Consider the following 24,350-nt stretch of genomic DNA (forward strand, 5'->3'; position numbering starts at 1 on the left):
AGCGTCACCGCAAGTGTGACGTCTCGTTCAGCAGCCGCACCGACGCGTTCCCGTCGGCGTAGTACGAGACCGCCGACAGCGACGCGGCGTCCAGCTCCATGCGGAACAGCGCCTCCGGAGGCGCTCCCAGGGCGAGGCGGACCAGTTGCTTGATCGGGGTCACATGGGTGACGAGCAGGACCGTGCGGCCCTGGTACTCCTGCAGCAGCCGGTCCCGCGTCGCCGCGACACGGCGGCCCACCGTCGCGAAGCTCTCGCCGCCGCCTGTGGGCACCGCCTTCGGGGAGGCGAGCCATGCGTCGAGGTCGTCCGGGTAGCGCTCGCGGACCTCCGCGAAGGTCAGGCCCTCCCATGCGCCGAAGTCCGCCTCGCGCAGGCCCTCGTCGACGCGGACCTCGAGTCCGAGGCGTGCGCCCGCGGCCTCGGCGGTCTGCCGGCACCGCCGCATCGGCGACGACACGATGTGCTGGATCTTGCCGCGCGCGGCGAACGCCGTCGCCGCCGCCTCCGCCTGGCGCAGTCCCGCCTCGGACAGCTCCGGGTCGGTGCCCCCGCTGCCCGAGAAACGCTTCTCGGGGGTCAGCGGTGTCTCGCCGTGCCGCAGCAGGACGAACGTGGCCGGCGGTCCCAGATCCGCGGGCCCCCAGCCGACGGCCGGTGCCTCGTCGGCCGCGTCGGCCGGCGCCGTACGTCCCGGCTCGGCGACGACCGTGACGGCCGTGACGGATCCGCCCGCACCACCCCGGGCGCGCCCCGCCGCGGTGTTCGCGTCCGACAGCGCCGCCCGGGCCTTCGCTGCGCCCGCGGCCGCGTCACCGACGACCTGTGCCGCACGCGCGTCGGAAGCTCCCGACGTCGCGGACGCGGCGGGTCCGCCCAGCGCCGCCCGCGACGCGGACGGCTCCCACTGCTTGCCCTTCTTGCCCGCGTCCATCGCCTCGTTGGCGAGCCGGTCCGCGAGCTTGTTCTTCTCGCGCGGAATCCACTCGTAGGAGACCTGGCCCGCCGGGAGGATCCGTGCGGCCTCGGCCGCGAGCGGCTTCATGTCGGGGTGCTTGATCTTCCAGCGTCCCGACATCTGCTCGACGACCAGCTTGGAGTCCATACGGACCCGCACCGAGGCGTCCGGGGCGAGCTCCTTCGCGGCCTTGAGGCCCGCGACCAGTCCGCGGTACTCGGCGACGTTGTTGGTCGCGACGCCGATGTACTCGGCGCGTTCCGCGAGCGTCTCCCCCGTCTCCGGGTCGAGTACGACCGCGCCGTAGCCGGCCGGGCCGGGATTGCCCCGGGAGCCGCCGTCCGCCTCGACGATCAGTTCGCGCATCAGAGGCCGGACTCCGACGTACGGACCAGGATGCGACGGCAGTTCTCGCACCGCACCACGGTGTCGGGCGCGGCGGCACGGACCTCGTTCAGCTCGGTGATGTTGAGCTCGATGTGGCAGCCCTCGCACCGGCGCTGGTAGAGACGGGCGGCGCCGACCCCGCCCTGCTGCTCGCGCAGCTTCTCGTAGAGCTTCATCAGGTCCGCGGGGACGGCTCCGGCGACGACCTCGCGCTCCTTGGTGACGGAGGCGGTCTCGCCGTCGGTCTCCTCGTACGCCGCGTCCCGGCGGGACGTCGCGTCGTCGACCTTCGCCTGGACCGATGCGACGCGGCCGGTCAGCTCGGAGACGCGCTCCTGGGCGGACTCACGGCGCTCCATGACCTCCAGGACGACGTCCTCGAGATCGCCTTGGCGCTTGGCGAGCGAGACGATCTCCTTCTGGAGGTTCTCCAGGTCCTTCGGGGACGTGACCGCTCCGGAGTCGAGACGCTGCTGGTCACGCGCGGAGCGCTGGCGCACCTGGTCGACGTCCTGCTCGGCCTTGGTCTGCTCGCGGGCGCAGTCGCTCTCCTCCGTCTGCGCGGCGACGAGCAGGTCGCGCAGCTGCGTGAGGTCCTTGTTCAGCGACTCCAGCTCGGCGTGCTCGGGCAGCGACTTCCGCTTGTGGGCGAGCTGCGACAGTCGTACGTCGAGGGCTTGGACGTCGAGGAGTCGGATCTGGTCGGCGGGCGCGGCGTTCAGTTGGGGGCTCCAGAGGTGTGGTGGGAGGACCAGGGGTCGGTGACCGTCTTCGACACGTGGACCCGCAGGCCCCAGCCGTGGCGGTCGGAGATCTCGTCGAGCTGGGCGGCGGCCTGCTCGCACCAGGGCCATTCGGTGGCCCAGTGGGCGGCGTCCACGAGACCCAGCCGTGACTGCGCTGACTGCGCCGAGTGCTGTACGGCCTCGGACGCCGGGTGGTGGCGCAGGTCCGCGGTGAGGTAGGCGTCGACACCGGAGGCCCGTACGAGGTCGAAGAGGCTGTCGCCGGAACCGCCGCTGACGGCCACGCGGCGCACCGTCGCGTCGAGGTCGCCGGCGACCCGGATGCCCTGGGCGGTGGCGGGCAGCCTCTGGGCCGCGCGGGCGGCGAACTCCCGCAGCGTGAGCGGGTGGTCGAGCTCGCAGATGCGGCCGAGTCCGGTCGCGGGGTCGAGCGCGCCGGTGACCCTCAGGTCGAGCGCGCCGGCCAGGGCGTCGGAGACCCCGGGGTCGGCGGTGTCGGCGTTGGTGTGGGCGACGTGCAGGGCGATGTCGTGCTTGATGAGGGTGTGCACCACCCGGCCCTTGAAGTGGGAGGCGGCGACCGTGGTCGTGCCGCGCAGGTAGAGCGGGTGGTGGGTGACGATCAGGTCCGCGCCAAGGGCGATCGCCTCGTCGGCGATCTCCTGGACCGGGTCGACGGCGAAGAGGACGCGGGTGACGTCCGCGTCGGGAGCTCCGCAGACCGTGCCGACGGCGTCCCATTGTTCGGCCCGCTCGGGGGGCCAGAGTGCGTCGAGCGCGGCGATGACTTCAGACAGACGGGGCACGGAGGCAAGGCTACCCGCCCCCCGTGGTCCGCTGCCCTGCGGCTTCTGCCCAAGCGGGGCCCCGCCGGGGAAGGCACGGGCCGGGCGGGGTCCGCGGAAGGCACGTCCACGCACATCCATGGCTGCGGCCACGGTCCGTCCGCGGCACCGCGCAGCACAACCGGCCTGTCACGCTCAGGCGAACGGAAATATGGCCACACGTATGTGTGAAGAGGGCCCTCACGCATTGTTCGGGTGGGAGTGCGAAAACTAGCGTCGGTGGCCGGAGGTGACGAGCCGATGACAGCGTGTGCCATCGAGGAAGCCGTGTCCGGGGACGACGAAGCCGCTCGGTTCCCCGGTGAAGCCCTGCGGCTTTCCGGCGACGAAGAAGCCGTGCGGCTCCCGGACACCGGGTTCAGGCTCAGTGCGGACGGTTGCTACGCGGCACGTCTCGCGGGCGCGGCGGACACGCGGTTCGTGGAGCGGTGGACGTTCGACGGACCCGAGCCCTATGCCGTCGCGCTGCCCCTCGGGCAGCCGGAGGAGCCGGATTCCGAAGTGGCGCCGATGGCCGACGGCCGGGTGCTGATCCGGCGGCGGGTCGCGGGCCGGCAGGCGTTCTCACTGCTGTACCCCGCCGGCCCCGGCACGGGGGAACGGCTCCTCGGAGCGATCGAGTCGGCGGACGTGACCCTGCTGCCGCCGTCCCCCGACGGCAGCTGTGTGTACGCGCTGGCTCCGGGCGAGCGGACCACGGCGGTATGGCTGGTGGCGGGCGGGGCGTTCGGGCCGGTGCGGGTCGCGGAGGTGCCCGGGCGCTGCTCGGGCGGCGTGTGGCTGGACCGTACGGGCCGGATACTGGCGCTCGACCGGGAGGCGGACGGGACCACCAAGGCCGTGACGGTCGACCTGGAGCGCGGCGGCGAGGTGAGCCCGCTGCTGCAGATCACGGAGAGCAGCAACGACCGGCTGCTGCTCGCGGACGCGGAGAGCGGGCTGCTGCTGATCCGTTCGGACGCGGCGGGGCACGACCGGCTGGGGTGGGGTGTGCTGGGGAGCCTGGAACCGGTGCGGTTCCCCGAGTGCCTGCGACTGGCCGACGCCGCGGTGACACCGTTCGCGATCCAGCCGGGACGGATGCTGGCGCCGGAAAGCTGCGCGGTGGCCCTGCGGATCGACGGGGCGGCGGGCAGTTGGCTGGGAGTCTGGCGGCCCGCGGAGCGCCGGCTGATCCAACTCGCCGCTCCGGAGGGATGGTTGCCCGGAGCCGGGATGTGGACCCGGCAGGGCGAGCTGCGGCTGCCCTGTACGACGGGGGCGGCCCCCTGCTCGGTGGCCCGGGTGTCGATGCCCCCGGCCGCGGCTCCCGCCCCTTCCCTCATCGCGTCGGCACCGGCGGAGTCCGCAGGTGGGGAAGGACGCAGGGGCGATCTGCGCCCTGCGGCGTGCAAGCCCGTACCGCTGCAGCAGGCGCCCCTCAGAGGGCGTCTGACCCCTGGTTAGACTTTCCGGCCGGGGGCTACGCGGTACACCGTCCGGACGCCGATGGTGAGGTGAGGGCTCCCTTGCGAAATGAGATCAGCGACGAACGACGGGGGTAACGTCCCACATGCCCGAAGCCCGAACCGACCCGACCCAGGCGCGTCCGCAGGGGCCGGACGGGAACCAGGCCGAAGCCGGCGCCGCCGGAAAGCATCGAGGCGGTGCGGCGGCGTCGGAGGACTCCACGACTCCGACCCACGGCCGCCACCGCCGCCCCACGGGTGGCAACCCGCAGTAAGCAGGACGGCAGGGGGCCGTCACGACCAGCACCACCAGGTCGTGACGGCCCCTTGCTACCGCCCCGCATGCGCCTGGGGCATCACGACGAGGGCGGTGCGGGTAGGCGCTTGAAGGGTGTCGCCTTTTCCGGGAGCCCGCCGTTGTTCTTGCAGCGAAGCTCCTTGGCAACGGCCAGGGCTGCAGTGTGAAGGACGATCAGGGATGCTTCGCTGTCGGCCTTGCTGATGGTCAGGAGCTTCTTCGGGTAGTTGTTGTCCAAGTCGGTGGTGACGAGCGCCGGATTGGCCATCAGTCCGTTCAGCCTCGGGCTGTCGCACTTGAATGTCACCAGGCCGGAGAGCGAACTCACCAGTGCTTCTTCTTGGCCCAACCTGTACCAGTCCGTGGAGACCGTGGGCACGTCCCGGGTCGGTTTCGAGGGCGTCTGCGACGAGTCCGGGGTCGGCGGGTGGGAGTGGGAAGCGCGGGGCGACACCGTGACGCCCTGCGGGGTACTCAGGGAGATGGTCAGCCTGATGGCAGTCCGAACCTTCTCCGGATGCGACAGGGAACAGAGCTTGTCGCTGGGATCACTGCTCATCCTGGCGTCATCGAGCAGGCTCTTCACCAGACGGGCCACCCCGTCCTCGGTTCTGGACTCAAACTGCTCCGTCCCTATCAGGGACTCCAGGGCAGTGGCCGCATCCCCCATGAACAACCCACCACACGCTTCTCGCGCCGTGACCATGGGAGGCCCGGCAGGCGCGTCGTCCGCCCCGCAGCCGGTCGCCACGAAGCACAGCGCCCACGCGGCACACCCGGACAACAGCTTTCTCCACACCGCCACGACGGCTCACTCGTCCTTCTCAGTCTCGGGATCGTTGCCCTGCCAGTTCTCCCGGTTGGCACCCGTCCCGTACCCGACGCTGGCCCCCGTCGTCAGGTCCTCGGTGAACTGCTTGTCGTCGGTCAAGGAGTGCAGCGCCAGGAAGTGTTTGTAAGGAGACCGCACCATCTCCTCGCCCATGGTGTAGACCTGCCCCTGCTTCTTCTTGGTCTCCTGCTCCCCCTGATCCTTGAAGTCCTCTTCCGACTTGGTGCTCCAGTCGGTGATGATGTTCCCCGCAGTCGTCTCCAGGACGCCGGTTCCGGTGTCCACGGCTAGGGGAACGAGGATCGCGGCGGCTCCGGCACCAGCAACCGTGGCCGGGAGGAAGGCGACACCGGCAGCGATTGCGGCGGTCGTCCCGAACTCGACCCATGCGGTGCGCTTCTCAAGCGCCTTCTGGTAGTCCTCGTGCTTCTTCTCCCATTCGGCGCCGATCTGATCTGCCCGCGACTGGTCGAGCATCCCTTGTACTTCGGCGCCGATCCTCACAGCCTTACGCGCGTCGGCCTTGTCGACAGTGCCATCAGCGTCGACGCTCGCCTCTAGGACACTGCCCGTGTACACACTCTCCGCGACAGACAGTGAGGCGTACGCATCGGGGTGCTGTCCCATCGTGCTCAGGAACTTGCGTACGTCGCTCCGCTCGAACTCCGCATGGCCTTCCGGGTTCTTCCCCGGAGCGAAGACACTGCCCGTTTCATGGTCGTCCAGCGCCCAGTTGATGTCGTCGATATATCCCGCACCCATGCGTCCGAGACTGTCCGCCATGGGTTCCTGCTTCCTCAGCAGGCCGGCGTCGTCCCCGTAGAGCGAGACGACCTTCTCCATGATGTCCACCGAGGTCTCGTCGCGCGGAATTCGGGCATTGGGAGCGTCCCAGGCATAGCCCAGAGTGGCCGATTCCAGGGCGTGGCCGAAGGCCTCGGATACGAAGTCGGTCTTCTTCGTGTCCTTGGGGAGGACTCCCCCGTCGGTGTCGGGACGCGCCGTGTACTTCTCGTTGGCGAAGTAGTCGAGGTAGCTGCTGATCTTCTCGCCGTCGGCGTTCTTGCCGAGGTCGGGGGTACCGCTCTGGACGGTGCCGTCCTCGTTGTAGAGGGTCGGGTCGGCGGAGAAGAACTGCTTGGACGCCTCCGGGCTGTGGCCGAGGGCTTCGAGGACGCTCACCACGGGGTCGTAGCCGGCCCCGTTGACCCCGGAGGGGTTGTACGCATAGGGGCCACTGGTGTTGAACACGTCGTTCGTGGAGAACTTGTGGGGGTCCTTCTCGTGGAGCTGGACCACATGCTCGGCGATGGGGTTGAGAAACTTCGGATCGTAGTCGCCGTAGCGGAGGATGCCGCCCAGAAGCTGGTATCCATAAGCCGTCGTCGGGGATCCCCCGAACGGCGGCCGGCCCTTCTCCAGCGTGATGTTCTCGGTGCCGAGTTTCCTGAACTCACTGCTCCACTCCTGGGCGAACCTGCCGTCGTGGCTTGCGGTCGCGAGGCTGAGACCCAGGTTCTCCTGGAGGTCTTTCACGCCGCTCAGGCGGGTTTTGTCGACCTCCCCCTTGGGATAGGTGCTCTCCGTCATGTGGCCGAAGAATTCCAGCGTCTTCTCCGGGCCCAGGGTGTTGTAGAAGGTCTGCGTGAAGTCCTTCGACTTGTGGTTGTCGCGGAGAAGCTCATTGAGCTGGGCCAGCTCGGCGTTGCTGAGGTTCTTGCCCTTTGCGGCCAGAGCGGCCGCGCGAGCGGCTTCTTCCTTGTCCAGACTCGTGTACGTGGGCGCGGTGAAGTTGTGATCGTCCGTCACATTCGCCGTGAGCGCCCGGTTCAGAGATTCGTCGACATCGTCGCAGCTCTCGACAATGTCGTCGATCCTCTTCTGCCACGCCGCGACAGCCGCACGCTGCTTTGCCAGTAACTGCTCGTAGTCCGGCTCGTGTCGTGCCGCCTTGTACTTCTCCAGCGGGTCGCGGGGGCTCACCTTGCCGTTCGCGTCCACGTGGATGCCGGCCTTCGGGCCCTCGTCGTCGCGGATCCTGCCGAGTTGGTCCTTGGCGCTCTTGAACGCCGCATGCCCCTCCGCGAGAAGCTGGTGGATGCCCTTCGCCTGCGCGGCCGCGTCCTCGAACTCTTTCGCGGTCTTCGCGATGAACTGCTTGCCGACGCTCGCGTTCACGCCCTGCCAGTCCGCCTTGTCCGCCTTGGCCTTCATGCCTCTGCGGGCGTCCTCGGCGAGCTTCTTCAGCCTGGTGACCATCTCGGCCCAGTCGTCGACCGCTTCCTTCAGCTGCTTCACCGGCGCGTTGACGACGTCGTCGTATTTCAGCATCTGCCGCGCCGCCTACTTCAGGTACTCGTTGAGCTTGGACACGGACAGCAGGGCTCCGGCGATCGCGGCGTCGTCCTTGGCGTGGGCGGCCTTCGTGTAGTCGAGATGGTTGGAGATCTGTGCCGCGGCGTCCCGGAGGGTGCGCAGCTGCTTGTCCCACCGGTCATGGACCTTCAACAGTCCTGAGCCGCTGACGAAGCCACCGTTCGTGAGCGCCACCGCCGCGGTGAATGTCGTCGGCCGCGCGTGGTCACCGTCGACCCCGAGCCTGCCGTACAGCTCGTACGCGTCATGACCGATCGCGCCAAGGTCGTCGCGGTTCACGCTCAGATCCGGCCCGGCCCCACCGCCCCCTCCCGGGTCGGCGGTGTTGAGCCGCATCGCGGTGTTCTGCGAAGCCTGCGTCCGGGCAGCCGCCCACTCCTTGTCGAACGACAAGACAGATCCCCCGTCATCCTGCTGTCGGCCTGGTCACGCTCCTTCGGCAAGGACCCTAACGGAGGTTGCTTGTGCATATACGAGCGAGCGCGGCACGCACGGGCCGGACCAGAAACTTTCGGCCACCAGCCCGCGTGGTGAGACATGGAGGCCTCGAGGGCTACCCTCGCTTCAGCCCCAGCACCTCCGCCGCCGCGAACGTCTCGCCCGTCCGGGACTCGTAGTACGGCGAGAGCAGACCGTCCAGCTCCTCGTAGGTGAACGTCTCCTTCACCGAGTCGAACTTGGCGGCCACCCTCGGCCGTTCGACGACCGCGACCATCCCGCCGTGGACCACGAGGAGCTGGCCGTTGACGCCGGAAGCGGCCGGGGAGGCGAGATAGCCGACGAGCGGGGCGACGTGTTCGGGGGCGAGGGGGTCGAGACGTCCCTCGCCCGGTTCCATGAAGTTCGCGAAGACGTCCTCCGTCATCCGGGTCCGGGCGCGCGGGCAGATCGCGTTGGCCGTGACGCCGTACTTGGCGAGGGCCAGCGCCGTCGAAGTCGTCAGGCCCACGATGCCGCCCTTCGCCGCGGCGTAGTTGGGCTGCCCTGCCGAGCCCGCCAGGTACGCCTCGGACGAGGTGTTGACGATGCGCCCGTACACCGGGGCTCCGGCGGCCTTGGAGCGTTCCCGCCAGTGGACCGCCGCGAAGTGGGTCGTGTTGAAGTGGCCCTTGAGGTGGACCCGGATCACCGCGTCCCACTCCTCCTCGCTCATCGAGAAGATCATCCGGTCCCGCAGGATCCCCGCGTTGTTGACCAGGATGTCCAGCCGGCCGTAGGTGCCGATCGCCAGATCGACCAGACCGCGGGCGGCCTCGAAGTCCGCGACGTCGCCGAGGTGGGCCGTCGCTCTGCCGCCCGCCGCCCGGATCTCTTCGGCGACCGCCTCCGCGGGCTGCGCCGACGCCTCGCCCGAGCCGTCGCGTCCGGGCTGCCCGAAGTCGTTGACGACGACGCTCGCACCGAGCCGGGCCAGCTCGAGCGCCTCGGCGCGTCCGAGTCCGCGGCCCGCGCCGGTGACGACGGCGGACAGGCCTTCCAGGGGGAGTGACATGAACGGTCCTCTCAGGTCTCGCCGGACGCGCCGGGCATACGGGCTCACCGGACGTGCGGGCTCACCGCACACGCCGGACTCACCGGACGTGCGGGCCCACCGGACGCCCGGGCTCGCGCAGGGCTCGCCGAACCTTTCGGCTATGTGCGGTTCCCGTCAGATCTCGATGCAGGTGCGCAGCGCCTCACCGGTACGCATCTGGTTCAGCGCCTCGTTGATCTCCGGCAGCTGCACCCGGTGCGTGATCAGCGACTCCAGGTCGATCCGGCCCGCCCGCCAGAGCGCGATGGCGCGTTCGTAGGAGCGGAGCACATCACCGCCTCCGTACATCGACGGCAGGATCCGCTTCTCGTCGAAGAACAGCTCGAACATGTTGAGCTGCAGGAAGTCGTCCATCGCCCCCGCGCCGACGATGCACAGCGTGCCACCGCGCCGGGTCGTCTCGTACGCGGTCCTGGCCGTCGCCGACTTTCCGACGACCTCGAAGACGTAGTCGAAGCCCTCGCCGCCGGTGATCCGCTGCCCGGCGTCGGCGAGCGCGTCTGGCGGGACCGCCTCGGTCGCGCCGAAACGCAGCGCCGACTCGCGCCGCGACTCCACCGGGTCGACGGCGACGATCTGCGCCGCACCCCGCACCCGCGCGCCCTGGATCGTCGAGATGCCGACGCCGCCGCAGCCGATGACGGCGACCGACGAACCGGCCGTCACCTGGGCCGTGTTGATGGCGGCGCCGAGTCCTGTGGTCACTCCGCAGCCGATGAGGGCCGCGATGTCGTAGGGCACGTCGTCCGGTATCGGCACGGCGCAGCCGGCGTCGACCACGACCTCTTCGGCGAAGGTGCCCGTCCCCGCGAATCCGAAGACATCGCCGCCGGGGCGACGGAAGTTGGGGGTGCCGGCGTTCATGAACCCGGCCAGGCACAGCTGGCTCTGGCCGCGCTTGCAGGCGGGGCAGGAGCCGCACGCCGGCAGCCAGCACATCAGCACCCGGTCGCCCTGTTTGACGCTCGTCACCCCGTCGCCGACGTCGGTGATCTCGCCCGCACCCTCGTGGCCGGGGACGAACGGGGCCGGCTGCGGCAGCACCCCGCTCATCGCCGAGACGTCCGAGTGGCACAGCCCGGTCGCACGGACCCGGATCTTCACCTTGCCGGGGCCGAAGCCCACCGCCTCGACATCGTCGAGGACTTCGAGTTTGTCCTGGCCGATCTCGTGCAGCACGGCTGCGCGCATGGTGCGGCTCCCTTCAGGAGGTCAGGAGAGTTCGACGAGGGTGTCGGCGAGCACGGGGGCGTCGTCCCGTTCGACCGCGGTCACCGACGCCTGCACGGCGGTGTCCTGCCGCCACATCCGGATGCGCAGGGTCTCGCCCGGATAGACCACCCCGGCGAAACGAGTCGCGTACGAGCGGACCCGGCCCACGTCTCCGTCGAGGAGCGTGTCGACGATCGCCTTGAGCGTGATGCCGTAGGTGCACAGGCCGTGCAGGATGGGCCGGTCGAAGCCGGCGAGCTTGGCGAACTCGGGGTCGGCGTGCAGCGGGTTCCAGTCGCCGGAGAGCCGGTAGAGGAGTGCCTGGTCCTCGCGTACGGAGCGTTCGACGACCGTGTCCGGTTCGCGGTCGGGCTGTTCGGGGCGGGCGGACGGTCCGCGTTCGCCGCCGAAGCCGCCTTCTCCGCGTACGAAGATCTGGGCGTCGCTCGTCCACAGCGGCCCGTCCCCGTCGGCGGCCTCGGTGCGCAGCACGAGGATCGCCGCCTTGCCCTTGTCGTAGACGGCGGCGACGCGTGAGCTGCTGGTGGCCCGGCCCTTGACGGGGATCGGGCGGTGCAGCGTGATCGTCTGGCCTCCGTGCAGCACGGCGGCGAGGTCGACGTCGACGCCGGGGGCGGAGAGGCCGCCGACGACGCCCATGCCCGCGCCCGCGACGGTGGCGAAGCTGGGGAGGACGTGCAGCCGGGACTCGAGGGTGTAGCGCAGTTCGTCGGGGTCGGTCGCCGCACCGGGCCTGCCCTGGGGCGAGCCGGCTCCGAGGCCGAGGTGGTAGAGCTGGATGTCCTTGTGGTCCCAGGTGATCTCGGTGCTGCGCGGCTCGGCCGCGATCGCCTTGGCGGCATCGATGGGCATGGAGGTACTGCTCCTTGACTCCGTGGTCCGGTGGTCCGGTGGTCCGGCTTCCTGGTTCCGTCGTTCCCCCGCACCGGGGCATCGCAGCGCAGGGGAAGACCTCGATGCGGCCGTCCGCACCGTCGGCCGCACCGAGGCCGTTACGGGTCCGGCCGCACCCCGCATCCGTTCTAGAACGCGTTCTAGGCCGGCTGGCCCCTATGTATAACGCACCCCCGATGAGTTGTGAAGGCTCCTGACGAAGCGTCAGAACCGTGTGTCGACCCCCTCACCCAGGACATTTGTCATCGGTGGATGCGTACATGCGCTTCTGCCGGGCGCACGGGCCCGAACCGTAGCTTCATGGGCATGACGCAGACAGCAGTCCAGTTCACCGGGGTGGCCAAGGCCTACGGCCCGGTCCGTGCGGTGCGGGGTGTCGACCTCGCGATCGGCCGCGGTGAGACGGTGGCCCTCCTCGGCCGTAACGGCGCGGGCAAGTCCACCGCCATCAGCCTGCTCCTCGGCCTGAACGAGCCGGACACCGGGACCGTACGGCTCTTCGACGACTCCCCCGCGGCGGCCGTGAGCGCCGGCCGGGTCGGGGCGATGCTCCAGGAGGGCCGCCAGGTCCCCCGGGTCACCGTCCGTGAACTGGTCGCCTTCGTCGCCCGCACCTACCCGGACCCGCTGCCCGTCGCCGAGGCACTGGAGCTGGCCGGGCTCGGCGAGTTCGCCGACCGCCGGGTGGACCGGCTCTCCGATGGCCAGGCCCAGCGGGTCCGCTTCGCCGTCGCGCTCGCCGGCTCGCCGGAGCTGATCGTGCTGGACGAGCCGACCGCCGCCCTCGACGTGGAAGCACCGCCAGGACTTCTGGGCCGCCATGCGCTCGTACGCCCGGCGGGGCAACATCTAAGTCCAGCAAGCCCGCACCAAGGGTTCCAAGCGGTTCGCCGAGCTGTACCGAGCTGGTGCACGCGCATGGTGACCCTGGCGACCAGGGACGGGGGCACGGTCACCGTGACCCGCTGCGGTGAGCTCGTGGATATTCACGTTCGGGACCGCTTGGGGCGCACGGTCGCCACCGTGACCCACCGCGCCAACGACTATGCACGGCTCGTAGTCGCGGTGCGCAGCCACTAAGGGCTGTCCCCTGGAACGTTGGCTCCCTATCTCCCCTTCATCTCCCCTTCGACGCCACGGGGAGTAGCTCGCCGTTACGCCTGGTGTTGAGGGAGATGAACCGGTCCCCATCAGCGGGGTGCCCCAGGTCCGGCCAGCGAGTGGGCGAGTCGGAGCTGGGTGTCGGCAAGGATCAGCCAGATCAATAGGTATCCGGAAGCGTAGTTCAACGCTGATGGAAGGTGCCATTAGGACACAGAATCCTGGCGTGTTAATCGGGCGTGCAGGGAGGGGTCATGAGCAGAACCGGGCCGCTGTACCGCGAAATGGATACTCGACGAGCCGGCACCGCTACCACTTTCGGCTGGGTAAATTCGCCCCGCTATACATCGTCGGACTCGGTGGAGCCTAGTCGCTACGGCAGACGACCGCCGACCACGACTACTACTACTGCTGCTGCTGCTGCTGCTCGACGTGCGGGATTGGCCCCGCGGTTCGGAAGCTACCACACCGCCACGCCCATCGCTGTCAAGCGGCCTGGCTCAACCCTGCGCAGTCCAAGGGGTCGCTAGTCAACTTGACTTCATCGCAACTTAATACCGCGAGGAACATACGTCCGAGCGCTGTTTTCAGCCCTTACTCCATAACCCATTTGCAATTCGGAGCATGAAGGGAAAATGATGAACAATATCCCACAGAGATGCACGCGTGCGGTCTTCACGGTCTTGATACTCCTCGCGTCCGCTCTCGGTATAAACCTGGCCCCAGGGGCAGCGCAGGAGGCGCACGCCGCCGACTGCAGTCAGCCGGAGCAGTGTATAAACTTTATCAGTAACAGGACTGACGATGGGGCAGTTCTCGACGTTAGCGGTGGGGATACGGGGGAATGGGTCAACCTTTGGGCATGGCAGAACAACGGCGGCAATAACCAGAAATTCCACCTAAGCAGATTCGCTGATGGTACTTTTCAAATTAGAACCAACCTGAGCCAGGAGAAATGCCTCGGGCATGGAGATGGAGGCCCATACGCCACACCTAATGGCGCCGCTCACATGATCGTAACTCGAGTATGCAATAACGTTGATTCGCAGAAGTTCTACTTCCAGCCGACTTCTCAGGGCCGTTTCCTTATTCGTAATCTGGCGGATAATGAAAAAAACTGCCTAACGGCATCCGCCTCCCAGTGGAGCAACCCGACCATCGTCCTGTCCGAATGCAATGGGAACACTGACCGGCAATGGTCGATCAAGGACCTTTCCTTTTCCTCGGGTGGCGTGCAATCAGAATACAACGATTCCCGCTATAAGGGGCTGGCAGGCTTGTATGCCACGTCCAAGTGCGCTGCGGACAAAACCTACTGCACATGGAATACCGTGACTCGCGGATCCACGTATTTCGGGGAGCCCATCTGCAGAGGGTCTGCGCTCCATCAGGGATCTGGAGCCCTCGGAACATATTCGAAGTCGGAGTCCAGTATCTATTCCGAGACTATAGGCCGTTCGGTGCGCCAGGGGTATGAAGTTGGAGCCAAGCTCGAACTCGGCGGAGAGGGAACACCATTCAAGGCCGCCATCGAGTCCAAATGGAGTGAGAGCTGGGAGACAAGCTTTGCGCGCACCTCGGGGTCCACTACCACATGGACGCAAGGTGCTAATCAGACGACAGCAGGACCGAATGAATACACATGGGTCGTAGAGCGACCATTGACGCAAGACGTGACCGGGACATACACCTTCGATGTGGGGAGCTTCGCATCCTGGTCCTTTGATGGCACGATCCGCGTACCTCTCGGCTCCGGCAGCAGCACTGCTAGTAGTGCCACATGGACGACTGGCCCAGGCTGGATTCCCCCTCAGGCATGTCTGACTTTCCCGACCGGACTTGTCCGTATCGCCAGCGTAGACAAGTGCCTCGACGTGCCGAATGGCAATAATGTTAATGGCACCCGGGTGCAGATCTGGGGCTGTTGGAATAGTAGCAACAACCAACGATGGTCCAAGCAAAGCAACAACACTCTTGTGGCCTTGGGGAAATGCCTGGATGTCAGTGGAGGCGCCACTATCGACGGCAGTCCGGTGGTAATCAATGGTTGCAACGGGTCATCTTCCCAGCAGTGGGCGTCATACAATGGAGCTGTCCGCAATACGAAGTCCGGAAAGTGTCTCAATACGCAGTATGCGGGCCTAGCTGACGGCACAAAGCTGACAATCTGGCCCTGCAACGGTTCAGCCGCCCAAAAATTCTCTCTTCCGAGTTGACGGGGTTGAAGTAGGGCTGGCCCTAGGAACCTGGCGATCGCTCAGCCCAGTAAACGAGATAAGAGTGGAAATCTGCATGGGCCGGATGAACGTATCCGGCCCATGCAGTGTTGAGGTCTTTCAGTGTTATCGCTTCAGAGTTAGGGCGTCCGCGGTGATGGACGTCATTCGGGTTAGCCCAGGCAATAGAATATGATTGCCGGTCCACTGCTACTAAGAGCTGTCCCGCAATACCATTTCCTGGGTGCTCGCCTTACTCGTCCCCCGCAAGCCCGGACGCCACAGCGCGGAATACCTCACCACGAACAAGCCCGAGCCCGTCCCTGTATCGCCCTGGTCCCGCCCGTAGACCGATCCGTCAGCGCAGGAAGTCCGAAGCATCTTCAAAGACGAGCGGACACAGGACCTACCCGAGCTGCAACGTGAACGGTGCCCGGCTGCAAGGTGCTGATCCTGACGACGTTCGGGCGGCCCGGTTATCTGCGGCGGGCGATGGAGGCCGGCGCGGCGGGCTACCTCGTCAAGGACGGGCCCGTGGAGGAACTCGCGGAGGCGGTACGGGCGGTGCTGCGCGGCGAGACCGTCATCGACCCGGCTCTCGCCGCGGCGGCGCTCAGCGCGGGTCCGAGTCCACTGACGCCACGCGAGCGCGACGTACTGAACGCCGCGGTGGACGGGGCGACCGTCCAGGACATCGCCGCGAAGGTGCACCTGTCCGAGTCGACCGTACGCAACTACCTCTCGTCGGCGATCGGCAAGACCGGTACGCGCAACCGTATGGAGGCTGTGCGGGCGGCCCGCCGCCAGGGCTGGCTCTGACAGCTCGCACTCTTTGGCGTCTTGGGCTTCTTTGGCGAGGAGGGCGTCGGCGGAGGGGCCGGAAGTGCCGTGTACCGCTGCGCACCGTGCCGGCTCACAGCTCCCAGGCAGGGACCGGCCCTTCACCGAGCCCCCCTCGCCGAAAGTATTGCACAGTGCAAAAGATCCATCCAGGGATGCGTCTGCCCTGTCGCCCGTCAGTTGACCGCGCCGCACCGTCACGGCCGCTGGTTCACATGGCACGACGACTAAGGGCTCACGGCCTTCTCGACGTCCTCGAGGGTCGCCTTGTCCACGAGGCCGGTGTCCTCCAGGACCTCCATGTGGTCGAGCACGGTCTGGTTGGCCTGGCGGGCGTGGCGGCGGATGAGATCGTTCTGCGTGGCAGCCCTGACCTCGGCGATCGTGGCGAAGATCTTCCCGTGCGAGGCGCGCAGCAGGTTGGCGAAGAGACGGTCGAACTCGGCCCCCTGTGCGTCCTCCAACTGCCGCACCCAGCCCTGCTGTTCCTCGGTCGCCTGGTCGGGCAGCGGGACGCCGAGGACGCCCGCGTCCTCGCGCACCAGCTGGTCGAGCTTGCTGTGACCGTCCAGGAGGTGCAGACCCGCACGCTTGACGGCCTCGCTCGAGGCGTGCGACTGCGCGAGCCGGCCCGCCGGGATCTCCCACAGGCCCGCCTGCCGCACCTTGACCAGGAACGTCTTGTCCACCTCGGTCACCGGCTGGGGCCCGGCGGGTGCGGGCTGGGAACCGTCCGCCCCGTCCGTCCCCGAACCGCTGGAATGGCCCGAGCCGGAGTGGCCGTAGCCGGCGCCCGTCGACTGGCCGTAGCCGTTCTGCGCGGCGACGCCGACGGGGGCCTGCGTGGCCGTTGTCCCGTCGTCACTTCCGCGGGTCATGATCAGCACGGTCGCGATGACGGCGCAGACGGCCGCGATGACGGCGATCGTCCGTAGCGGGACACCGGTCTCGACGGCGTGACGGTTCGGACGCATGGGGTGCCTCCCGGTTCGGCATGGAGTGGTGCTCGTTCATGTCGTCGGGAGCTGTGTGGTGCGGCTGGCACGGCGCGCAGCCACCAGTACGGACACGGACGCCGGCGTGTTCAGCGGTCCCGGGACATTTCCGGGGACCGGCCGGAGTTCACCCGGGGGCGGGTGGACGAAGCGGGCACGAACGGTGCGCTGGGGTGGCCGCGAGCGGTGGCTGGGTCGCGCACGGACGGTGGACGGGGCGGGCGCCGGCTGGACCGCACGACACGATAGAAAGGAGGTATGACCGACATGAGGCAGTCTTCGCAGCGTGTTGACGACGTCGATGCGGTGACGCGTGCGGTGCTGACCGCATCCCGGCTGCTGGTCGCGGTCTCCGCCCGTTCACTGGCGGCTGTCGAAGAGCGGGTGACACTGCCGCAGTTCCGGCTGCTGGTGGTGCTGTCCACCCAGGGTCCGGCCAAGCTCGTCGTCCTCGCCGACCGGCTCGGCGTCAATCCCTCTACGGCGATGCGCATGATCGACCGTCTTATCGCCGCCGGCCTCGCGGACCGGCAGCCCAACCCCGACAGCCGGCGCGAGACCGTACTGCGGCTCACGGACGAGGGCCGCGTTCTCGTCGAGGACGTCATGGCCAGGCGGCGGCAGGAGATCGCAGGGATCGTGACCCGGATGGACCCCGGGCAGCGGACCGCCCTGATCGACGCCCTGACCGCGTTCAACGAGGCGGGCGGCGAGTCGGGCGGTGAACCGGCCGGCTCGGCCGGTGGTGGCGGTTCGCACCCGCTGGGCTGGGAGGACCCGCCCCTGCCGCAGGGCCGTCAAGGGGGCCTGCCGCAGGGCGGTTGAGAGCCCGCGGAGGGGCGCCGTCAGGGCTCAGCTGCGCGTGGGGCGGGGGACACCGCCCCCGGCGGCTCTGTCACCGGGCAGCCACAGCAGCATCAGCAGCACCCCGCCCAGGAGCACACCGGCGCCGGCCCTGAACGCCAGCGCGTATCCGGCGGTCAGCGCCTCCGGGTCCGTGGCCCCGCCCGTACGCGCCGCCGCGACCGTGGAGAGCACGGCGAGCCCGAGCGCACCGCCCATCGTCCGCGAGGTGTTGACCAGACCGGAGACGAGTCCGGCATCGCCCGGTGCGGCACCGGAGGTGGCGAGGGAGGCGAGCGGGGTCGCCGCGAGACCGCCGCCGGTCATCATCAGGATGCCGGGCAGCATGATCGCCGTGACATAGCCGCCGTGGGCGTCCATCGTGGACTGCCACAGGAAACCGGCCGCCGCCACCGACGAGCCGAGCATCGCCACATGGCGCGCGCCGAGCCGGTCCATCAGCCGGGGCGCGAGCTTCGAGCCGACGATCACGGCGACCGAGCTGGGCATCAGCGCAAGGCCGGCGGTCAGCGGCCGGTAACCGAGGATGTTCTGGGCGTACAGCGTCATCAGGAACCACGGGCAGAACGAGGCCGCGCCGGAGCAGAACATCGCGGCGTTGGCCGCGGCGACCGACCGCACCCGGAACAGTTTCAGGGGCATCAGCGGGACCTTCGTCCGCGCCTCCACCGCGACGAAGAGGGCGAGCAGCACGAGCCCCGCGGCCAGAGGGCCGACGGTGACGGGGGCGCTCCAACCCGCCTGTTCGGTCTGCACGATGCCGTACGCGAGCGTCGCGAGGCCGGCGGTCACGAGCACCGCGCCCGGCAGGTCGAGCCTGCGACGTCCCCCGGCCCGGCTCTCGGTCAGCCGCCAGACGCCGAACAGCATCACCAGTACGCCTACGGGCACATTGATCAGCAGTGTCCAGCGCCAGGACAGCGCGTCGGTCAGCGCTCCGCCGACGAAGCCGCCCGCCGCGCCGCCGCCCGCGCCGACCGCGGTCCAGGTGGCGACGGCCCTCGCCCGTGCGGGCCCTTCGGGCACGACCGCGGTCAGCAGCGCCAGCGTCGAGGGCGCGAGCACCGCCGCGCCCAGCCCCTGCGCGGCCCGCGCGGCGAGCAGCTGCCATCCCTCCTGGGCGAGACCGCCCGCCAGCGAGGCGGCGGTGAACAGCCCGAGTCCGACGAGGAACATGCGCTTGCGCCCGAAGAGGTCCCCGGCCCGTCCGCCGAGCAGCATGAAGCCGGCGAACGCGATGGCGTAGGCGTTGAGCACCCATTGCAGCCCGACGGCGCTCAGCCCCAGGTCGGCCCGCATCGACGGCAGCGCGGTGTTGACCACCGACACATCCAGCACCACCAGGAACTGCCCTGCGCAGGCGGCCAGTACGACCGCCCACATCCGCGCGGTACCGGGCGCGGGGGTGGAGCCGCGGACGGGGGTGGAACCGCGGACGACGACTGCGGCGGCTTCCGGGGCCGCGGCTGTGGCGTGCCCTGCGGTATCCGGAGCGGCACCGCCGGACCCTTGGGTGTCCGATCCGGCGTCTATGCCGTCCGATCCGGCGCCTTTGGGATCCGACGCCGCGTCTGCCGTGTTCGTTTCTATGCCTGTGGTGTCCGTTGCTGTACCTGTGGTGTTCGATGTGGGGAGGGGCATGACCGTTATAGTCGCAGCCACCCCGTGGTCAGTACATCGACATTTCTGCGTACAGGTCCCGGTCCGTTGGTCCTAGGACCAGCCGCGAGGAGCTCAGCCCCGCCGCAGCACGGTCACCACCGCAGCCCCGCCCAGCCCGATGTTGTGCGCCAGCCCGGTCCCGGCCCCCGGCACCTGTCGGTCGCCCGCCTCCCCGCGCAACTGCCAGGTCAGCTCGGCGGCCTGGGCCAGCCCGGTCGCGCCGAGCGGATGCCCCTTGGAGATCAGCCCACCGGACGGATTGACCACCCAGCGGCCCCCGTAGGTCGTGGCCCCGGACTCGACGAGCTTGCCGGACTCACCGTCCGCGCACATACCGAGCGCCTCGTATGTGAGCAGCTCGTTGACCGAGAAGCAGTCGTGCAGCTCGATGACGTCGATGTCCTCGATACCGAGTCCGGACACCTCGTAGGCCTGCAGGGCCGCCGCGCGCGACATGGGCTTGCCCACGACGTCGATGCAGGAGCCGGTGGCGAAGGAGTCCTCGGTGTCGGTGGTCATGGCCTGCCCCGCGATCTCCACCGCCTTGTCGAGCAGACCGTGCTCGACGAGGAAGCGTTCGGAGACGACGAGCACCGCCGCCGCCCCGTCGGAGGTCGGCGAGCACTGGAGCCGGGTGAGCGGCTGGTGGACCGGCTTCGCGGCGAGGATCTCGTCGACTCCGTAGACGTCCTGGAACTGGGCATACGGATTCGCGGCCGAGTGCCGGTGGTTCTTGGCGGCCACGGCGGCGAGCTGGCGCGGTGTGGTGCCGTGGCGCTCCATGTGCTCGCGGGCCGCGTTGCCGTAGATCTGGGCGGTGGGCGGGGTCATCTCGAAGCCGTGGGCGGCGGCCATGATCCCGTAGTGGCGCGCCACCGGCGAGGTGCTGAGGTCGCCGTCCCCTCCCCCGCCCAGCGAGCCACGCTTCATCTTCTCGAAGCCCAGCGCCAGCACACAGTCGGCGACCCCGCCCTCGACGAACTGCCGCGCCGTCATCAGGGCCGTCGAGCCGGTGGCGCAGTTGTTGTTGACGTTGTAGACGGGGATGCCGGTGAGGCCGAGCTCGTAGACGGCACGCTGGCCGGCCGTGGAGGGCTGGAAGCAGTAGCCGACGGCGGCCTGCTGGACGAGCCGGTACGGGACCCCGGCATCGGCGAGTGCTGCCGTGCCCGCCTCCCTGGCCATGTCCCAGTACTGCCAGTCCCGCGATTCGGGCTTTTCGAACTTGGTCATTCCGACGCCGACGATGTACGCCTTCATCTTTTCCGGGCCCCTTTCGGTCGTTTCTCGGTCCGTCGGTCGCTTCTCGGTCCGTCGGTCGCTTCTCGATCCCGTCGGTCGGCTCTCGGTCCCGTCGATCGGTTCTCAGTCCCGCGGCAGGCCGAGGATGCGCTCGGCGACGACATTGAGCTGCACCTGGGTCGTTCCGCCCGCGATGGTCAGACAGCGGCTCATCAGCATTCCGTGCAGGGCCCGTTCACCCGCGCCCTCACGCACCGCGCCCGCCGGGCCGAGGAGTTCCAGCACGAGTTCGGCGACCTTCTGCTGGTGCGCGGTCTGGATGAGCTTGCGTACGGAGGCACCCGCGCCCGGCTCCAGGCCGTCGACCTGCCGCAGGGTGGTCCGCAGCCCGATGCAGGCCAGGGCGTGGGCCTCGGCGGCGAGCGCGCCGATACGGGCACGGCAGCCGTCGTCGAGGCCGGGCACGCGGGCGATCAGTTCCTCCAGTCCGGTGTCGAAGGTCAACTGGTCGGCCATGTGGACGCGTTCGTTGCCGAGGGTGTGACGGGCCACCCGCCAGCCGCCGTTCACCTCGCCGACGACGGCGTCGGCGGGCAGCAGAGCGCCGTCGAAGTACACCTCGTTGAACAAGGAGTCCCCGGTGATCTCCTTCAGCGGACGGATGTCGATGCCGTGGGTGGCCTTCATGTCGACGAGGAAGTAGGTGAGGCCCTGGTGTTTGGGGGCATCGGGGTCGGTGCGCGCGAGCAGGATCCCGTGGTCCGCCCATTGCGCGGCGCTCGTCCACACCTTCTGCCCGGTGATCCGCCAGCGTCCGTCGGGGGTGCGTTCGGCCCGGGTGCGCAGGCTCGCGAGGTCGGAGCCGGCGCCGGGTTCGCTGAAGAGCTGGCACCAGAGCAGTTCGCCGCGCAGGGTCGGCAGCAGATAGCGGGACTTCTGCTCCTCGGTGGCGTAGGCGATGAGGGACGGCACGACCCAGGTGGCGATGCCCAGTTCGCTCAGCCCGATCCCGGCGGCCCGCAACTCCTGCTGCACCGCGAGCTGTTGGACCGGCCCCGCACCGAGGCCGTACGGGGGCGGCAGGTGCGGGGCGGCGTAACCGGTGGGGGCGAGCGCGCGACGCGCGGCCCGGGGATCGAGGCCCTGGGCGGCGGCTACGGCCTCACGGGCCTGTGCCCGGTACGGCGCGGCCTCGGCGGGCAGCTCCAGGCGCAGCTCCCGCCGGGCACCGTCCGCGGCGAGCCGCGCCGCACGCAGCCGGTGGGCCTCGCCGGAGCCGAGCAGCTGGCGGGCGACGACGGCCCGGCGCAGATGGAGATGGGCGTCGTGCTCCCAGGTGAAGCCGATGCCGCCGAGGATCTGGACGCAGTCCTTGGCGCAGCTGTACGCGGCGTCGAGTGCGGTGGCCGCGGCGAGCGCGGCGGTGAGGCTCCGCGCGTCGCGGTCGCCGTCGGCGGCCCGTGCGGCGTCCCAGGTCAGCGCCCGTGCCTGTTCGAGGCGTACGAGCATGTCCGCGCACAGGTGCTTGACCGCCTGGAACTGTCCGATGGGCCGCCCGAACTGTTCGCGCACGGTGGCGTATTCGGCGGCCGTACCCACCGCCCAGGCGGCGGTCCCGCAGGCCTCCGCCGCGAACAGCACGGCGGCGAGGTCCATGACACGGCCGGGGTCGATGTCGAGGATGCGGTCCTCGGGCACGGTGACGCGGACGGCGGTGACCTCGGCGGTGGGGCGGGTGGGGTCGGCGCTCTCGTGTCCGCGTATGGAGAGCTCACCGGCGTCCACGGCGAGCCATCCGGCCGTGGTCGGGAGCAGGACCAGGTCCGCCCGCGCTGCGCCGAGGACGGGCGGGGCGGTCCCGTCGATGCGGTGGCCGCCCGGGGTACGGGTGGCGGTGAGGGAACCGGTCCCGAGGGCGACGGCCCCGACGCGCCGGCCGTCGGCGAGAGCGCGTACGAGATCGGCCCGCCCGGCGCGGGCGAGCACGGCCGAGGCGAGCACCGTGGGCAGATACGGCCCGGGCAGTGCGGCCCGCCCGGTCTCCTCCAGCATCACGGCGAGGTCCAGGAGCGTGCCGCCCCCGCCGCCGTACTCCTCGGGCAGATGCACCCCTAGCAGGCCTTGCGCGGCGGCCCCGTCCCAGTAGGCGGGCCGCCCGGCGGCCGCACCCGCAGGTGCGTCGAGCAGCTTCCGCACCGCTTCGGGCGGTGCGGCCCGCGCCAGCCAGCGGCGTACGGAGGCCGCCAACTCGCCCTGTTCCTGGGTGATTCCGATGCTTCCGGTGCTTACCGCACCGTGCGTGCTTCCGGCGCCGATGCCCATGCGCGGCAGAGTAGAACACGTTTCAATCTGACGGAAGGTCAGATGCATCGTGAGGTACGCCGCCCGCCCGTGACGTGCTCTCCGAACCGCGCGCCAGACCTCAACCGGCCTGCCCCGTCACGCAGCACCCGCACATACCAGGAGGGCCTGCACCCGTTGATAACTTTGCTCCCCTTGCCTTCTCTGCTCTACGGGGGATCAATGGGTCAGCCACAGTTCCAGCCGCAGTTCCAGCCGCCGCACAACCCGTACAACCCGCATGTCAGCCAACCACCGATGCCCCCGGCGCAACCGCCGATACAGCCCTGGCAGCCGCAGATGCAGCCCGGGCATCCCTACCCCGCACCCCCCGCACCCTTCGGGCAGCGGCCGACGCGCGGTCATCCGGTCGGTGCCTTCTTCCTCGGGTTCCTCGCCTCGGTCGTCGTCTCGGTGATCTACACCGTCATCACGGTGGTCACCTACAAGGAACAGTCGGCGAACACGGCCCACGTCCTCTACCTGCTCCACGGCCTCGTCAACGGAGCGGCGGTCGGCGCACTGGTCGGCCTGGTGGGGCGCCGCAGCGGCGGCGTACAGATCAGCGGCGCCCTTGTGGCCCCGTTCGGTGTCTTCTTCGGCTACACCAACTCCGTGCCGCTCGTCATCGCCGACCAGAGCGGGGTGCCCGCCATCGGGGACATGATGGAGGTCGACCCCTTCATTCCGGCCAAGGCCTGGTGGGGCAGCCAGAGCGGTACCGAATGGCTCTCCCTCCTCGGGCTCGCAGTCGCCGCCGGAGCGGCCTGGGGCCTCGCCTACGTCATTGGCAGGCGTCGCTGACCTGAGGGCTCCGGGGCGCGGGACGCGAGGCAATGCCGCCGCATTAGGGCGTGGTGATCGATTGATGTAGCGTGCTCGCGTCAATCGAACGTACACACGTGTTCACGGGGGACTCTCAAGTGACTTTTCCGCCGCAACAAAGCCCCGGCCCCTACGGTCAGCCCGGCCCGTATGCGCAGCAGCCGCCGCAGGGGAACCCGCCCCAGCCTGGTTACGGATACCCGCAGCAGCCGCACCCGCCCCAGCAGCCCATGCAGATGCAGCCGCCCCAGCAGCAGTGGTCCGCTCCGCAGCCGCCGGCCCAGCCGTCCCGGAGCGGGGGCATAGGCATCATGAAGATCCTCAAGGGCATCGGCATCGTAATAATCCTCATCATGTGCGTGGTGGGCTACTTCGCGAGCCAGGACGATGCCGACCACGCGGAGGCCGGGGACTGCCTCAAGAACGCCGGGTCCACGGTGAGTCCCGACCTGCAGGTGGTGGAGTGTGGTGGCGCCGAGGCCAAGTACAAGGTAGTCGAGGTGATCCCCGACACGCTGGACACCAACAAGTGCGAAGGCAAGTCGGACATCGGCTACCAGGAGCAGACCCGCGGCGGCCGGCGCAGCTCGGGCAAGCAGTTCGTGCTCTGCCTCAACGAGATCAAGAAGTAGGCCGCCACCGGCCACGGCTCCCTGGCCGACCGCCACATGCCGACCGCCTGCCTCCCGGCCGCAAGCGAGCCGTTCTCGCCGC

Annotated in this window: 21 protein-coding genes; 7 read left to right on the forward strand and 14 right to left on the reverse strand. The window is 69.1% G+C overall.

Translation table 11 applies throughout. The features are described from left to right. Nucleotides 1-4: 4 nt before the first annotated feature. The 3 genes from ACTWOL_RS10610 to ACTWOL_RS10620 are packed head-to-tail and all read right to left on the reverse strand — an operon-like array spanning nt 5 to nt 2,897. On the reverse strand, nt 5-1,324 hold the full coding sequence (locus ACTWOL_RS10610) for a bifunctional RNase H/acid phosphatase (RefSeq protein ID WP_474296366.1): 1,320 nt from the start codon (nt 1,322-1,324) through the stop codon (nt 5-7). Continuing rightward, a complete protein-coding gene (locus ACTWOL_RS10615; RefSeq protein WP_474301138.1) occupies nt 1,324-2,142 on the reverse strand; it encodes a zinc ribbon domain-containing protein in 819 nt (272 codons plus the stop codon). The genes ACTWOL_RS10610 and ACTWOL_RS10615 overlap by 1 nt, the downstream gene beginning before the upstream one ends. Continuing rightward, the gene (locus ACTWOL_RS10620) at nt 2,064-2,897 is read right to left on the reverse strand and encodes a Nif3-like dinuclear metal center hexameric protein (RefSeq protein WP_474296367.1); all 834 of its coding nucleotides are present in this window, start codon (nt 2,895-2,897) and stop codon (nt 2,064-2,066) included. Before ACTWOL_RS10620 ends, ACTWOL_RS10615 begins: the two co-directional genes overlap by 79 nt. A gap of 279 nt (nt 2,898-3,176) precedes the next feature. Here ACTWOL_RS10620 and ACTWOL_RS10625 point away from each other — a divergent pair, with 279 nt between their 5' ends. Then, nucleotides 3,177-4,382 carry a hypothetical protein gene (locus ACTWOL_RS10625; RefSeq protein ID WP_474296368.1) on the forward strand — a complete coding sequence of 402 codons (1,206 nt, stop codon included), beginning with the start codon at nt 3,177-3,179 and terminating at the stop codon, nt 4,380-4,382. A gap of 358 nt (nt 4,383-4,740) precedes the next feature. Here ACTWOL_RS10625 and ACTWOL_RS10630 read toward each other — a convergent pair whose 3' ends face one another. The 6 genes from ACTWOL_RS10630 to ACTWOL_RS10655 all read right to left on the reverse strand — a co-directional run bounded on the left by ACTWOL_RS10630 (nt 4,741) and on the right by ACTWOL_RS10655 (nt 11,509). After that, nucleotides 4,741-5,487, reverse strand: a complete 747-nt coding sequence (locus ACTWOL_RS10630; RefSeq protein ID WP_474296369.1) for a hypothetical protein — start codon at nt 5,485-5,487, stop codon at nt 4,741-4,743. A 6-nt stretch (nt 5,488-5,493) separates the two neighbouring features. Beyond that, nucleotides 5,494-7,845: a hypothetical protein gene (locus ACTWOL_RS10635; RefSeq protein WP_474296370.1), complete on the reverse strand. Its 2,352-nt coding sequence runs from the start codon at nt 7,843-7,845 to the stop codon at nt 5,494-5,496. Between the two features lie 12 nt (nt 7,846-7,857). Beyond that, nucleotides 7,858-8,283: a hypothetical protein gene (locus tag ACTWOL_RS10640; protein ID WP_474296371.1), complete on the reverse strand. Its 426-nt coding sequence runs from the start codon at nt 8,281-8,283 to the stop codon at nt 7,858-7,860. Nucleotides 8,284-8,443: 160 nt separating this feature from the next. After that, nucleotides 8,444-9,382 carry a 3-oxoacyl-ACP reductase gene (locus tag ACTWOL_RS10645; RefSeq protein ID WP_474296372.1) on the reverse strand — a complete coding sequence of 313 codons (939 nt, stop codon included), beginning with the start codon at nt 9,380-9,382 and terminating at the stop codon, nt 8,444-8,446. A gap of 156 nt (nt 9,383-9,538) precedes the next feature. Further along, nucleotides 9,539-10,615, reverse strand: a complete 1,077-nt coding sequence (locus ACTWOL_RS10650; RefSeq protein ID WP_474296373.1) for a Zn-dependent alcohol dehydrogenase — start codon at nt 10,613-10,615, stop codon at nt 9,539-9,541. Nucleotides 10,616-10,636: 21 nt separating this feature from the next. Further along, nucleotides 10,637-11,509, reverse strand: coding sequence for a MaoC/PaaZ C-terminal domain-containing protein (locus ACTWOL_RS10655; RefSeq protein WP_474296374.1), 873 nt, complete (start codon nt 11,507-11,509; stop codon nt 10,637-10,639). A gap of 348 nt (nt 11,510-11,857) precedes the next feature. Between ACTWOL_RS10655 and ACTWOL_RS10660 the strand changes: the two genes are divergently transcribed. Further along, entirely contained in the window at nt 11,858-12,631 is a 774-nt protein-coding gene (locus ACTWOL_RS10660; protein ID WP_474296375.1) for an ATP-binding cassette domain-containing protein, read from the forward strand. Nucleotides 12,632-13,239: 608 nt separating this feature from the next. Here the strand turns inward: ACTWOL_RS10660 and ACTWOL_RS10665 are convergent. Continuing rightward, nucleotides 13,240-13,551 (reverse strand): hypothetical protein, encoded by a 312-nt coding sequence (locus ACTWOL_RS10665; RefSeq protein ID WP_474301331.1) that lies wholly within the window; start codon nt 13,549-13,551, stop codon nt 13,240-13,242. On the opposite strand from ACTWOL_RS10665, the gene ACTWOL_RS10670 reads away from it, so the two are divergent. Then, entirely contained in the window at nt 13,438-14,868 is a 1,431-nt protein-coding gene (locus ACTWOL_RS10670; protein WP_474301139.1) for a ricin-type beta-trefoil lectin domain protein, read from the forward strand. The two genes, ACTWOL_RS10665 and ACTWOL_RS10670, sit on opposite strands and share 114 nt — an antisense overlap. Nucleotides 14,869-15,297: 429 nt before the next feature. Beyond that, complete coding sequence (locus ACTWOL_RS10675) at nt 15,298-15,687, forward strand: LuxR C-terminal-related transcriptional regulator (protein WP_474296376.1); 390 nt, start codon at nt 15,298-15,300, stop codon at nt 15,685-15,687. Nucleotides 15,688-15,935: 248 nt separating this feature from the next. Here ACTWOL_RS10675 and ACTWOL_RS10680 read toward each other — a convergent pair whose 3' ends face one another. Next, nucleotides 15,936-16,682 carry a DUF4142 domain-containing protein gene (locus ACTWOL_RS10680; RefSeq protein WP_474296377.1) on the reverse strand — a complete coding sequence of 249 codons (747 nt, stop codon included), beginning with the start codon at nt 16,680-16,682 and terminating at the stop codon, nt 15,936-15,938. A 288-nt stretch (nt 16,683-16,970) separates the two neighbouring features. On the opposite strand from ACTWOL_RS10680, the gene ACTWOL_RS10685 reads away from it, so the two are divergent. Then, nucleotides 16,971-17,528, forward strand: coding sequence for a MarR family winged helix-turn-helix transcriptional regulator (locus ACTWOL_RS10685; protein ID WP_474296378.1), 558 nt, complete (start codon nt 16,971-16,973; stop codon nt 17,526-17,528). A 27-nt stretch (nt 17,529-17,555) separates the two neighbouring features. Here ACTWOL_RS10685 and ACTWOL_RS10690 read toward each other — a convergent pair whose 3' ends face one another. From ACTWOL_RS10690 to ACTWOL_RS10700, 3 genes are all read right to left on the reverse strand, one after another. Next, entirely contained in the window at nt 17,556-19,208 is a 1,653-nt protein-coding gene (locus ACTWOL_RS10690) for an MFS transporter (RefSeq protein WP_474296379.1), read from the reverse strand. A 93-nt stretch (nt 19,209-19,301) separates the two neighbouring features. After that, nucleotides 19,302-20,489 carry a lipid-transfer protein gene (locus tag ACTWOL_RS10695; protein ID WP_474296380.1) on the reverse strand — a complete coding sequence of 396 codons (1,188 nt, stop codon included), beginning with the start codon at nt 20,487-20,489 and terminating at the stop codon, nt 19,302-19,304. Between the two features lie 105 nt (nt 20,490-20,594). After that, on the reverse strand, nt 20,595-22,793 hold the full coding sequence (locus tag ACTWOL_RS10700; RefSeq protein WP_474296381.1) for an acyl-CoA dehydrogenase: 2,199 nt from the start codon (nt 22,791-22,793) through the stop codon (nt 20,595-20,597). A gap of 201 nt (nt 22,794-22,994) precedes the next feature. On the opposite strand from ACTWOL_RS10700, the gene ACTWOL_RS10705 reads away from it, so the two are divergent. Both ACTWOL_RS10705 and ACTWOL_RS10710 read left to right on the forward strand, forming a co-directional pair. Then, the gene (locus ACTWOL_RS10705; protein WP_474296382.1) at nt 22,995-23,615 is read left to right on the forward strand and encodes a hypothetical protein; all 621 of its coding nucleotides are present in this window, start codon (nt 22,995-22,997) and stop codon (nt 23,613-23,615) included. Between the two features lie 119 nt (nt 23,616-23,734). Then, nucleotides 23,735-24,268: an LppU/SCO3897 family protein gene (locus ACTWOL_RS10710; protein WP_474296383.1), complete on the forward strand. Its 534-nt coding sequence runs from the start codon at nt 23,735-23,737 to the stop codon at nt 24,266-24,268. Nucleotides 24,269-24,350 lie beyond the last annotated feature (82 nt).

It is taken from the genome of Micromonospora sp. IBHARD003, assembly GCF_056106285.1.

What these genes read in the sequence shown, in the direction of transcription:
- ACTWOL_RS10610 (WP_474296366.1), bottom strand. Translation starts at nt 1,324, where the DNA reads ATGCGCGAACTGATCGTCGAGGCGGACGGCGGCTCCCGGGGCAATCCC.
- ACTWOL_RS10625 (WP_474296368.1), top strand. Translation starts at nt 3,177, where the DNA reads ATGACAGCGTGTGCCATCGAGGAAGCCGTGTCCGGGGACGACGAAGCC.
- ACTWOL_RS10635 (WP_474296370.1), bottom strand. Translation starts at nt 7,845, where the DNA reads ATGCTGAAATACGACGACGTCGTCAACGCGCCGGTGAAGCAGCTGAAG.
- ACTWOL_RS10645 (WP_474296372.1), bottom strand. Translation starts at nt 9,382, where the DNA reads ATGTCACTCCCCCTGGAAGGCCTGTCCGCCGTCGTCACCGGCGCGGGC.
- ACTWOL_RS10650 (WP_474296373.1), bottom strand. Translation starts at nt 10,615, where the DNA reads ATGCGCGCAGCCGTGCTGCACGAGATCGGCCAGGACAAACTCGAAGTC.
- ACTWOL_RS10655 (WP_474296374.1), bottom strand. Translation starts at nt 11,509, where the DNA reads ATGCCCATCGATGCCGCCAAGGCGATCGCGGCCGAGCCGCGCAGCACC.
- ACTWOL_RS10660 (WP_474296375.1), top strand. Translation starts at nt 11,858, where the DNA reads ATGACGCAGACAGCAGTCCAGTTCACCGGGGTGGCCAAGGCCTACGGC.
- ACTWOL_RS10680 (WP_474296377.1), bottom strand. Translation starts at nt 16,682, where the DNA reads ATGCGTCCGAACCGTCACGCCGTCGAGACCGGTGTCCCGCTACGGACG.
- ACTWOL_RS10685 (WP_474296378.1), top strand. Translation starts at nt 16,971, where the DNA reads ATGAGGCAGTCTTCGCAGCGTGTTGACGACGTCGATGCGGTGACGCGT.
- ACTWOL_RS10690 (WP_474296379.1), bottom strand. Translation starts at nt 19,208, where the DNA reads ATGCCCCTCCCCACATCGAACACCACAGGTACAGCAACGGACACCACA.
- ACTWOL_RS10695 (WP_474296380.1), bottom strand. Translation starts at nt 20,489, where the DNA reads ATGAAGGCGTACATCGTCGGCGTCGGAATGACCAAGTTCGAAAAGCCC.
- ACTWOL_RS10700 (WP_474296381.1), bottom strand. Translation starts at nt 22,793, where the DNA reads ATGGGCATCGGCGCCGGAAGCACGCACGGTGCGGTAAGCACCGGAAGC.
- ACTWOL_RS10705 (WP_474296382.1), top strand. Translation starts at nt 22,995, where the DNA reads ATGGGTCAGCCACAGTTCCAGCCGCAGTTCCAGCCGCCGCACAACCCG.